The organism is Nitratireductor sp. GCM10026969 (genome assembly GCF_042660605.1).
Classification (GTDB): domain Bacteria; phylum Pseudomonadota; class Alphaproteobacteria; order Rhizobiales; family Rhizobiaceae; genus Chelativorans.
The window spans coordinates 1-10,653 of record NZ_JBHSUM010000143.1 but is presented as its reverse complement, the minus strand read 5'-3'; the positions used below and the strand labels follow the sequence as shown (position 1 = coordinate 10,653).

11 protein-coding genes and 1 pseudogene are annotated in these 10,653 nt (G+C 63.6%); 7 read left to right on the top strand and 5 right to left on the bottom strand.

Features of this window, described 5'->3' with window-relative positions:
- Positions 1 to 113: 113 nt before the first annotated feature.
- From ACFP9U_RS20360 to ACFP9U_RS20335, 6 genes are all read left to right on the top strand, one after another.
- A complete protein-coding gene (locus ACFP9U_RS20360; protein ID WP_378624253.1) occupies positions 114 to 407 on the top strand; it encodes a DUF1330 domain-containing protein in 294 nt (97 codons plus the stop codon).
- Positions 408 to 541: 134 nt separating this feature from the next.
- Positions 542 to 961: a GNAT family N-acetyltransferase gene (locus ACFP9U_RS20355; RefSeq protein ID WP_378624255.1), complete on the top strand. Its 420-nt coding sequence runs from the start codon at positions 542 to 544 to the stop codon at positions 959 to 961.
- 189 nt (positions 962 to 1,150) lie between these two features.
- Entirely contained in the window at positions 1,151 to 2,425 is a 1,275-nt protein-coding gene (locus tag ACFP9U_RS20350; RefSeq protein ID WP_378624251.1) for a polyhydroxyalkanoate depolymerase, read from the top strand.
- A 259-nt stretch (positions 2,426 to 2,684) separates the two neighbouring features.
- The gene (locus tag ACFP9U_RS20345; protein ID WP_378624249.1) at positions 2,685 to 3,299 is read left to right on the top strand and encodes a transglutaminase-like cysteine peptidase; all 615 of its coding nucleotides are present in this window, start codon (positions 2,685 to 2,687) and stop codon (positions 3,297 to 3,299) included.
- 160 nt (positions 3,300 to 3,459) lie between these two features.
- Positions 3,460 to 3,807 carry a hypothetical protein gene (locus ACFP9U_RS20340; protein WP_378624247.1) on the top strand — a complete coding sequence of 116 codons (348 nt, stop codon included), beginning with the start codon at positions 3,460 to 3,462 and terminating at the stop codon, positions 3,805 to 3,807.
- 52 nt (positions 3,808 to 3,859) lie between these two features.
- A complete protein-coding gene (locus ACFP9U_RS20335) occupies positions 3,860 to 4,696 on the top strand; it encodes a universal stress protein (RefSeq protein WP_378624245.1) in 837 nt (278 codons plus the stop codon).
- A 93-nt stretch (positions 4,697 to 4,789) separates the two neighbouring features.
- Here the strand turns inward: ACFP9U_RS20335 and dnaK are convergent, their stop codons facing one another.
- Complete coding sequence (gene dnaK, locus ACFP9U_RS20330) at positions 4,790 to 6,718, bottom strand: molecular chaperone DnaK (protein WP_378624243.1); 1,929 nt, start codon at positions 6,716 to 6,718, stop codon at positions 4,790 to 4,792.
- Between the two features lie 443 nt (positions 6,719 to 7,161).
- Here dnaK and ACFP9U_RS20325 point away from each other — a divergent pair, with 443 nt between their 5' ends.
- Positions 7,162 to 7,689 (top strand): cell wall hydrolase, encoded by a 528-nt coding sequence (locus ACFP9U_RS20325; RefSeq protein ID WP_378624241.1) that lies wholly within the window; start codon positions 7,162 to 7,164, stop codon positions 7,687 to 7,689.
- A 2-nt stretch (positions 7,690 to 7,691) separates the two neighbouring features.
- On the opposite strand, the gene ACFP9U_RS20320 is transcribed toward ACFP9U_RS20325, so the two are convergent.
- The 4 genes and pseudogenes from ACFP9U_RS20320 to ACFP9U_RS20305 form a co-directional block, all read right to left on the bottom strand.
- On the bottom strand, positions 7,692 to 8,678 hold the full coding sequence (locus ACFP9U_RS20320; RefSeq protein ID WP_378624237.1) for a Gfo/Idh/MocA family protein: 987 nt from the start codon (positions 8,676 to 8,678) through the stop codon (positions 7,692 to 7,694).
- 28 nt (positions 8,679 to 8,706) lie between these two features.
- On the bottom strand, positions 8,707 to 9,285 hold the full coding sequence (locus ACFP9U_RS20315) for a YceI family protein (RefSeq protein ID WP_378624235.1): 579 nt from the start codon (positions 9,283 to 9,285) through the stop codon (positions 8,707 to 8,709).
- Positions 9,286 to 9,337: 52 nt separating this feature from the next.
- Complete coding sequence (locus ACFP9U_RS20310) at positions 9,338 to 9,916, bottom strand: cytochrome b (RefSeq protein WP_378624233.1); 579 nt, start codon at positions 9,914 to 9,916, stop codon at positions 9,338 to 9,340.
- 117 nt (positions 9,917 to 10,033) lie between these two features.
- Positions 10,034 to 10,653: pseudogene (locus ACFP9U_RS20305) on the bottom strand (phenylalanine--tRNA ligase subunit beta); the annotation flags it as partial.

Here is a 10,653-nt window from a genome sequence, read left to right as displayed (position 1 = left end):
CATCTGGTGGTCGGCCGGCCGGTTATCGCGGCGCGGGACCGCCGCGCCGCCGCGGCGGCGATCCTGGAAGAAATGCAATCGGCCGCCTGAGCGCGCCGCCACGGGAGGGAGAAATGGCCAAAGCCTACTGGATCGCGCGTGTCGACGTGCACGACGGCGAGCGCTACAAGGACTATATCGCGGCCGCCAGACCGGCTTTCGAGCGCCATGGCGCCAGGTTCGTGGTGCGCGGCGGGCCCTTCGAGGCAATGGAAGGCGCCGCACGCCAGCGCAACGTCGTCATCGAGTTCCCCTCCTTCCAGGCGGCGAAGGATTGCTACAACTCGCCGGAATACCGGGAAGCGAAAGCCATTCGTCAATCGGTTTCCGATGGCGAGTTGGTCATCGTCGAAGGCTATGACGGCTAGTTTTGGCGGAAAAGGCGTTATCTCTACCGGCGGGCTACCGCATCCGTGCCTATGCCCGGACCGACGCGGCTGTTCTGGCAGAGGTTGAAGCGCGCGCCTCCGTTCTCTTCGGCCGGTTCGGCTTCCCCTCGCTGGTGCCGGACTCGCCGATGGAAGCGGCCGAATTTCATGCACTTGCCACGGAAGGCGAAACGCTTGTAGCGAGTGAACGCAGCGGCAGCCCTGTGGGTTATGCCGTTACCCGCCAGATAGCGGGCTTCCTGCACCTCCGGGAGCTAGCGGTCGATCCGGCCCATGGCCGCCGTGGCGTGGGCAGGGCCCTCCTGATGAAGGTCATTGCCGTGAGCGCCGAGCGGAAACTCGACGGGGTTTCGCTCTCGACCTTTCGTGCCCTGCCTTTCAATGAAGGTTTCTACGCGCGACATGGATTCCTCGCCTGCCCCCTCAACACAGCGCCCGCCTGCCTGGCCGAACAGTTCGCGGCCGAAGTGCCGCCGGGAATTCCGCCCGAAACGCGACTCCTGATGTTGCGCCGCAACGGAAAATCGCTCTGATTCTCCTTCCCCAGACTGTTTAAAACCAATCAGTTAGCCGAGAACACCCTCCGTTCTATTGCAATGCATCAAATCATCGCTACTCTATAAGGATGATTTATCGACCATTGCTTAGGCCGGGTTGAGATCGCTGGCGTAACGCCGATCCGCTGCTCCCGCGCGCGCCTCCCCGCCCGAAAGGTCTTCCACATGTATTACCAGCTTTACGAGTTCAACCACGCGGCCCTGCAGCCCGCGCGCGCCTATGCCGACGCGATCCGGCTGTTCTATTCCAATCCGTTCAATCCCGCCGCCGCCACGCCGTGGGGTCGTTCGGTGGCCGCGGCGGCCGAAATGTTCGAACGCACGACCCGCCGCTACGGCAAACCAGCGTTCGGTATCACCGCCACCACGGTGGACGGCAAGGAAGTGGCGGTGCGGGAAGAGGTGGTGTGGACGAAGCCCTTCTGCCGGCTCATCCGCTTCGCGCGCGATCTGCCGGCCGGACGCAAGCCGGACCAGAAGCTTCTGATGGTCGCGCCGATGTCCGGCCACTATGCGACGCTTCTGCGCGGAACGGTGGAGGCGATGCTGCCGCATGCGGATGTCTACATCACCGACTGGACGGACGCACGGATGGTGCCCCTGGTGGAGGGCCGCTTCGATCTCGACGATTATATCGATTACGTCATCGAGATGTTCGCTGCCCTCGGCCCCGGCGCGAACGTGATGGCCGTGTGCCAGCCGTCCGTGCCCGTGCTCGCCGCCGTCGCGTTGATGGAAGCGCGCGGCATTCCGGATCTTCCGGCGACCATGACGCTGATGGGCGGCCCGGTGGACACGAGACGCAACCCCACCGGCGTCAACCGGCTGGCCGAAGAGCGTGGCACGGACTGGTTCCGCGAGAACGTGATCATGGAGGTGCCGTGGCCCAATCCCGGCTTCATGCGTCAGGTCTATCCCGGCTTCCTGCAGCTTTCCGGCTTCATGAGCATGAATCTCGACCGGCACATCACGGCCCACAAGGACTTCTTCATGCATCTGGTGAAGGATGATGGCGACTCGGCCGAGAAGCACCGCGACTTCTACGACGAATACCTGGCCGTGATGGACCTGACGGCGGAGTTCTACCTGCAGACGGTCGAAACCGTCTTCGTGCGTCACGCGCTGCCGAAAGGCGAGATGACGCATCGCGGAGAGCGCATTGACCCGAGCGCGGTCCGTTCGGTCGCGCTTCTGACCATCGAAGGCGAGAACGACGACATTTCCGGCGTCGGCCAGACCCAAGCCGCGCATGACCTGTGCACCAATATTCCCGATCACATGCGCGAGCATCACCTGCAGCCGACGGTCGGACATTACGGCGTGTTCAACGGATCGCGGTTCCGGGCTGAGATCGTGCCGCGGATCACCGACTTCATCGCTGCACACGGCAAGTCCGCCCGCGCTCCGGGACGTGCAAAGCCGCGCAAGCGCAACCGTTAGCGCGCCGCGCGATCATTTCAAGACGGATTAAGACCGACCGGAGCACCCCTGGCTGCCAGGCGTTCCCCAAAATGGGCCTGCTCTTCCAGCGGCGCAGCGCCTTGGCATTTGCGCAACACTGACCGGCAAAAGGGGGTGCGCGGATCGTCGCACGGTAACCATAAGGGGATAAACGCCGGATTCACAATTGACAGTCCCTACCCAAAACCCGTTAATTTTCCATTAAAGAAATTAAAGACTGGATCATGGGGTGCGGCTTATGGCTGCGAAGTGGGCGGTATTGTTCACCGCAATCGGATTTTGCGCGACTGCGATCGGCCCGGTCGATAACTCGGCCGAGGCGGCGTCGCTCATGGCCACCGGCGGGCTGACTTCACAGCCGATCGGCCATTATGAGTTTTGCAAGAGGATGCCGCATGAATGCGCCATCCACCCGCGCGATACGGGTCCGGTACGGATGACGGACGCCCTCAGGAAAAAGATCGCGGCGATCAACCTGGCGGTCAACAAGGCAGTGAAGCCGATGAACGACGTCGACATCTACGGCCAGGAGGAGGTCTGGACCTATCCCGACAGAGGTATCGGCGATTGCGAGGATTACGTGCTTGAAAAGCGCCGGCGCCTCCACGAGGCCGGCGTATCGCTCGCAAATCTCCCCATTACCGTTGTGCGCAAGCCCGACGGCGAGGGGCATGCCGTCCTGACCCTGCGCAGCAGCGCCGGCGATCTCATCCTCGACAACCTCAATGATGAGGTGAAGTTGTGGAACGAGACCGGCTACGAATACCTCAAGCGCCAGGCCAGCACGCATACCGGGCGCTGGGTGAGCCTGCGGGCGGAGAACAACCTGCTGGTCGGTGCCGTGGGGCGGTAGCGCGACATCCGAAGTTCGGTCCCCGATTCGGAACAATCGAGCGTGAAAAACAACTAGCTGAGAGAAGAATGCGCGATTCCGCATCGCGTATTCTTCTATGGGGCAGTTCTGCCGAGGGATCGGTCACACCCGCCGCAGGGGCATCGACCAGGCCAGCAGCATGGCCGCGGCCGCCAAGCCCGTGGTGGCGAAGAACGCAGCTCAATCGTGGCGCGAAGGTCGCCAGAGAGCCCAGCATCAGCACCACCACGACGAGGCCGCACGAGGGAAAGACGGCCGTGTGCCCCGTGCGGCTGTCGATGCGTCCGGCAATGGCCGGCACGGCCGCGGCGACGATCGTCTGGTCGACCACGGCCAGGAACACGGCAGCATGATGGAAGGAAAGAGCGTGAGAAACTGGACCGGTGTAGCAGCTTGCGGAGCGGTATCGGCAGGCGGCTGGGGCGGTCCGGGCTTCAACAACAAGGCTTTCCCCGCTATCGGTTCTGCAACTATAATGCGGTGTTGATCATGTTGGTCGGAAACAGCTTATAAGCGCAACTTTACTCGCGGTCATGCCCATGAAAACGATTCTCGTTCCCGTGGAAATGCACGACCTTGCCAGCACGACGCTCGAGACGGCCGCGTTTTTCGGCAAGACGTTCGGGAGCTATCTCGAAGGGTTCCCGCTAAGCCCCGCCCTCAGCCCCTTCCTGGCAGCCGATGCGATGGGCGCGACCATCGTCTACGACTCAGATTTCAGGCATGACGGTACGGCGCCGGACGAGGCGCGCCGCATGTTCGAACGGACCATGCACGCCCATGGCGTGCCGGCTGCCGAGGCAGAGAGCGGGGCGCTGCGCTTCGGCTGGCACGGGGAGCCGCAGGGGGACAATTTCGTCGGCAGTTATGGCCGTGTCTTCGACATCACGGTGGTGGGCCGGCCAGGCAGCAGGGCCGGCCAGCCGCGTGCCAGTACCCTGGAAGCGGCATTGTTCGAGAGCGGCAGACCGGTCCTCATCGCGCCGCCGCGTGCACCCTCGCGGATGGGTGAGACCATCATGATCGCCTGGAACGGCAGTACGGAGACGGCACGCACGATCGGCTTTGCCATGCCCCTCCTGCAACACGCGCGCCGTGCGATCGTCCTGACCGTGGAAGGCAGCAGCGTGCCCGGCCCCACCGGCGAGGAGGTCGGCCGCTACCTGCGGTACAACGGCATCAATTGTGAAATGCGCTCCGTCGCGCCGGGCAGCCGTTCGGCCGGCAAGACCATTCTCGACGAAGCCGCCGAATGCGGGTGCGACCTGCTGATCAAGGGCGCCTTCACGCAGAGTCGGATCCGGCAGATGATCTTCGGCGGGGCGACCCGGCAAATCATCGCCGAAAGCACACTGCCGGTCTTCATGGCACATTGAACCCGCTGCACCGCCTGGCCCCAGGCTTCCAACGGCCATAAAAAAGCCCGGGCACGAGGCCCGGGCTCCGGTTTCACGAGAGACGATGATTCGTCAGGCCGACTTCTTGTCGTCCTCGTCGATCTCCTCGAAATCGGCGTCGACCACGTCATCGTTCTTGGCTTCACCGCCTTCACCGGACGAGCCCTCCGCACCGGAAGCCTCCTCACCGGCGGCCTGATTGGCCTCGTACATGGCCTGGCCGAGCTTCATCGACACCTCGGCAAGGGCCGTGGTCTTGGCCTTGATAGCGTCCAGGTCGTCGCCCTCCGTAGCCGTCTTGAGCTCGGCGATCGCGTTTTCGATGGCCGTACGGTCCTCCTCGGAGACCTTCTCGCCATAGTCCTTGAGCGATTTCTCCGAAGAATGGATGAGGGCCTCGGCCTGGTTCTTCACCTCGACCGTCTCGCGGCGCTTCTTGTCAGCCTCGGCATTGGACTCGGCATCCTTGACCATCTTCTCGATCTCGTCATCGGTGAGACCGCCGGAGGCCTGGATACGGATCTGCTGTTCCTTGCCGGTGCCCTTGTCCTTGGCCGAAACGTTGACGATGCCGTTTGCGTCGATGTCGAAAGTCACCTCGATCTGCGGCACGCCGCGCGGTGCCGGCGGGATGCCGACGAGATCGAACTGGCCGAGCATCTTGTTGTCGGCCGCCATCTCGCGCTCGCCCTGGAAGACGCGGATCGTGACCGCGTTCTGGTTGTCTTCCGCCGTCGAGAAAACCTGGCTCTTCTTGGTCGGGATGGTCGTGTTGCGGTCGATCAGCCGCGTGAACACGCCGCCAAGCGTCTCGATGCCGAGCGACAGCGGGGTGACGTCGAGCAGCAGCACGTCCTTCACGTCGCCCTGCAGCACGCCGGCCTGAATGGCCGCGCCCATGGCGACGACCTCATCCGGGTTCACGCCCTTGTGCGGCTCCTTGCCGAAGAAGTTCTTCACGGCTTCCTGCACCTTGGGCATGCGGGTCATGCCGCCGACAAGCACCACCTCGTCGACCTCGCCTGCATTGATGCCGGCATCCTTGAGCGCCGACTTGCAGGGCTCGATGGTGCGCGTGATGAGATCTTCCACCAGGCTCTCAAACTTGGCGCGCGTCAGCTTCATCGCCAGGTGCTTCGGCCCGGACTGGTCGGCCGTGATGAAGGGCAGGTTGATCTCGGTCTGCGCGGCGGACGACAGCTCGATCTTGGCTTTCTCCGCGGCTTCCTTCAGCCGCTGCAGCGCGAGCTTGTCGTTCTTCAGATCGATGCCCTGCTCCTTCTTGAACTCCTCGGCGAGATAGTTGACGAGGCGCATGTCGAAGTCCTCGCCGCCGAGGAAGGTGTCGCCGTTGGTCGACTTCACCTCGAACACGCCGTCGCCGATCTCGAGAATCGAAATGTCGAAGGTGCCACCGCCCAGGTCATAGACGGCGATCGTCTTGCCTTCCTTCTTATCGAGACCATAGGCAAGCGCTGCCGCCGTCGGCTCGTTGATGATGCGCAGGACCTCCAGGCCGGCGATCTTGCCGGCATCCTTGGTGGCCTGGCGCTGGGCGTCATTGAAATAGGCGGGAACGGTGATGACCGCCTTCTCCACCTTTTCGCCAAGATAGGATTCAGCCGTCTCCTTCATCTTCTGAAGGATCATCGCCGAGATCTGCGAGGGGGAGTGGTTCTTGCCTTGGGCCTCGACCCAGGCATCCCCGTTCTCCGCCTTCACGATGTGATAGGGGACAAGCTTCTTGTCCTTCTCGACGGTGGGATCTTCAAAGCGCCGGCCGATCAGGCGCTTGATCGCGAAAAAAGTGTTCTCAGGATTGGTGACGGCCTGGCGCTTGGCCGGCTGGCCAACCAGACGCTCGTCGGAATCGGTGAATGCCACGATCGACGGCGTCGTGCGCGCGCCTTCCGCGTTCTCGATCACCTTCGCGTCCTTGCCGTCCATGACGGCGACACAGGAGTTGGTGGTTCCGAGGTCGATACCGATCACTTTTGCCATTTATTCTCTCCGCTAAGCAGACTGTCAGGACCCATTCCGGCGTTCCAGGCAACAGCCCCTGTTCACTAGAAACAAGCCGCGACGCACCGCCCTAAAGGCGAGCGCGGCATCGGCGCGTATATAAGAAGCTCATTTTTGTCGCGCAAGGCGGCTTGTGAGCCCGATCTGTCGCCTCGTTCCGCCACCTCCACATGCCGTACCTCCGTATTTTGAGGCTTCCGCAGAGGCTGGGCGCATATCTAGGGAATATTGACGGCAAACCTAATGTATGCTCTTACTAGTTGTATATTTTACGGAATTACAACTTGTTTAAAAATATTCTGTTTTCAGGACTTCTTGTTCTACTGGCGACGAACCTCTGTCCCGCCTCCCCCCTTTTTGCGGTGCTGCCCTTTCCCGGCCGGCTCCCGCAGGCGGCGGGCACGGCAGCGGCATGGCCGGCAATGCCATCGGTTCGCTCACTGTCGGACCGGGTGCGCGCACGCTTCGAACGGCACTGCCTCGCGCTTGCCGTCTATCACGAAGCGCGCGGCGAGGAGCCGGACGGCCAGCGTGCGGTGGCGCAGGTGGTTCTCAACCGGAAACGCTCGCGTGCTTTTCCGGCCAGCATCTGCGGCGTCGTCTACCAGAACGCCCGCCGGCGAAACCGCTGCCAATTCTCCTTCGCCTGTGACAATCGCTCCGATCACCCACGCGAAAAGGCCGCCTGGCAGAAGGCACAAGCCATCGCCGGGGAAGTCATGTGCCGTGACTGCCGCACGGAAGAAGCGGCGAAGCATGGGACAGGGCTACCGCCCGTGGCGCATGCAACCCACTACCACGCCCTTACCGTCAGCCCCGGCTGGGCCAAGCGCCTGCGCCGGATCGACCGGATCGGCGGGCACATCTTCTATACGTGCGAAAACACGATCTCACGCATGGAGCCGCCATCCGACGTCCTGCGCCTGACTGCGACCGTGCCGGACCCGTAGGGCTAGACTGGTTCCCAGCTGTCGTGCTCGGAGGCGCGGAAAATCGCGTCGATGACCTTCTGGTTCCGGACCGAATCCTCCAGCGGGAAGACCGGCACGTCCTCGCCGGCAACTGCCCGGGCGAAGGCCTCCGCCTGCAGCCTGTACTGGCGGACGTCGCCGAAGCGGTGGACGGTGGTCGTGGCGTGGTCGGCGCTGTGCAGGAGAACCCGGTCGTCGCCGTAGACGCGGGAGTTGAACGGCGTTTCCACCTCGACATAGCCCTTGTCGCCGTGGAAGATCATCGTCTGCCGGGCCGCCATCTGGGTCGAGATGTAAAAGCTCATCTCGAAATCGCCGAAGTCGGCCTTGACGCTGGCGTAGATATCCGTGCCGAAGCTGGGATCGCGCTCCACGACAGCCTGGATGCGCTGCGGCTCGCGCCCGGTGACGAAGCGGGCAGTCACGGTCGGGTAGACGCCGATGTCGGGCAGACCACCGCCGCCGAGCTCCGGGCGATTGCGCATGTTCTGCGGGTCGACGTTGTGGTAGGAGAAGGCGCCCTGCACATGACGCAGGCGGCCGATGGCGCCGTCGGCGACGAGTTCGCGCACCTTCAGCCATTGCGGGTGATAGGTGACCATGAAGGCTTCGCAAACCAGAACACCATTGCGATCTCGCGCCTCGATGACCTGTCGGATATCGCCGGCGTCGAGCGCCAGCGGCTTTTCCACGAGCACATGCTTGCCCACATCCGCCGCCTTCACCGCCCACTCGACGTGTTGGGAGGTGGGCAGCGGTATATAGACCCCGTCGACCTCGGACGAGGCAAGAAGCGCCTCGTAAGAGGCAAAGGCATGCGGAATGCCGAAACGCGCCGCGACCGCCTTCGCGCGCGACTCGTCACGGCTGGCGATGGCCGTCACCACCCCGTTTTCCGCATCCTGAAGCTGCGGAATGACGAACTCCCGGCCGATCTTAGCCGTCGACAGAATACCCCAACGGAACATGATGCCTCCCGAAAACAATGCCGCGAGACTATCGGCGCCGGACGGAGAGGTCCATATCGAAATCGACGACGTTCGAGTAGATCGGCGTGCCCACATCCATGCCGTAGCGGGACCGGAAGACCTTCCCCTGCACATGAAAGCGCAGGCTTCCCCGCCGGGAATCGGCAAGCCTTGCGCGAAAGGTCTCGCGGAAGGTGCGCCCGCGGGCGGTCAGATTGCCTTCAATGGTCGCCGCGTCCTCGCCGGTGCGATGCACGCGCGCGGAACGGAAGATGATCGCCCGCTCGTTTCGCGTGTCGAAGACGGCATCGGTTTTGAGAAAGTCGTCGACCCGCTTCTGGCCGGTCGTGACACTCTCGGGATAGATGGTGATCGTCACGCGGGCCGCCTCGACGCTGTCGGCCGGAATGTCGACCGTGCCCTCGAACCGGGCGAATCGCCCCTTGATGCCCGGCCCGCTCACCGCCGGCACCGCGAATGCGAGAACCGACTGCGACGGCACGATGACGTAGCTGCCCGCCGCTTCGGACAGGGACGGCGCGGCGACCGCCCGCGGCGATGCCAGGAAAAGAAGCAGGGCCGCAACGAACGCTGTCCGCATCTTCATCTTCGACCATCCGTGTGCCGATAGCATCCGCCACGGTGCGCGCACGGTCCAGTCACGGTTTTGTGCGCCGCGCCGGCCGGAGCATCCGCTTCAGAACGCCGTCCTTGAGAATCAGGTGATGGCGCAGCGCGGCCAGCGCATGACCGGCAACCAGGACGATCGCCGTATAGGCGAGAAGGTGGTGGAGGATGCGCCAGAACGTCTCGCCGGCTTCCGAAACGCCGACCGGCAGGTGCGGCAGCAGGAAAAGGCCAAAGACAAGTGTCGGAATGCCGAGCACGGAAGCCGAAACCAGCGCCCAGCCGGTGAAAGGCAGCGCGAGGAAGACAGCGTAGAGCAGACGGTGGACGCTCGCGGACGCGCACCTTTCCCAGCGGCGCAGAGAGGCCGGAGGCCGAGGCTGCGGGTTGAGCAGACGCCAGGTCAGCCTGAGCGCGATCAGCAAGAGGAGCAGCAGGCCGAGCGACTTGTGCCACTGGATGAGATCGAAGGCGAGGCGCTGGTCGGCGATGCGCATCATGAAGAGGCCGAGCCCGATCTGCCCGAGGATCAGAACGGCAAGCGCCCAGTGAAAGACGATCGCGACGAGGCCGTAGCCATCCCTGGTGTTGCGAAACGCGAGCTTGCTCACGCTGCAAGTTTAATCCACCGCGCCGCCCTCGTCATGCCGTGAATGGGACGGCGTGCGGTCGGGCCGGCGGGAGCGCCCATAGAAGCGAGGCGTCCGCTTGACCAGAACACTCGCGGATTATCCGCGCAAAACACCGCCCGTCTGCTTGCCGACATTCTCGACCACGCGGCCGGCGAGTGCCTCGAAGTCCTCCTCTGTCAGGGTTCGTTCGAGGGGCTGGATGGTGACTTCGATGGCGACCGATTTCTTGTCCGGGCCGAGCGCTTCGCCCTCGAAGACGTCGAAGACGTTGACGTCCGAGATCAGCTTCTTGTCGGCGGCGGCGGCGGCACGCATAAGCGCGGCCGCCTCCACCGCCTTGTCGACCACGAAGGCGAAGTCGCGGCGGACGGCCTGGAAGGGCGAGAGATCAAGCCGCGGGCGGGTGCGCGTGGCGCGTGCCTTGGGCTCCGGGATCGCGTCTATGAAGACCTCGAAGCCGCAAAGCGGGCCGGAAACGTCCATCTCATCGAGAGTGTTCGGATGGAACTCGCCGAAGGTGCCGAGAATGTTCTTCGGCCCGAGCTTGATCGTGCCCGAGCGGCCCGGATGGTACCAATGCGGACCGCCGGCCTCGACCTGCAGCTTATCGACCGGCGCGCCGCAGGCCTCCAGCACGGCGAGCGCGTCGGCCTTGGCCTCAAAGACGTCGACCGGGGGCGTATTGCCGGACCAGTGACGCCCCTGGCTCTCGAGCC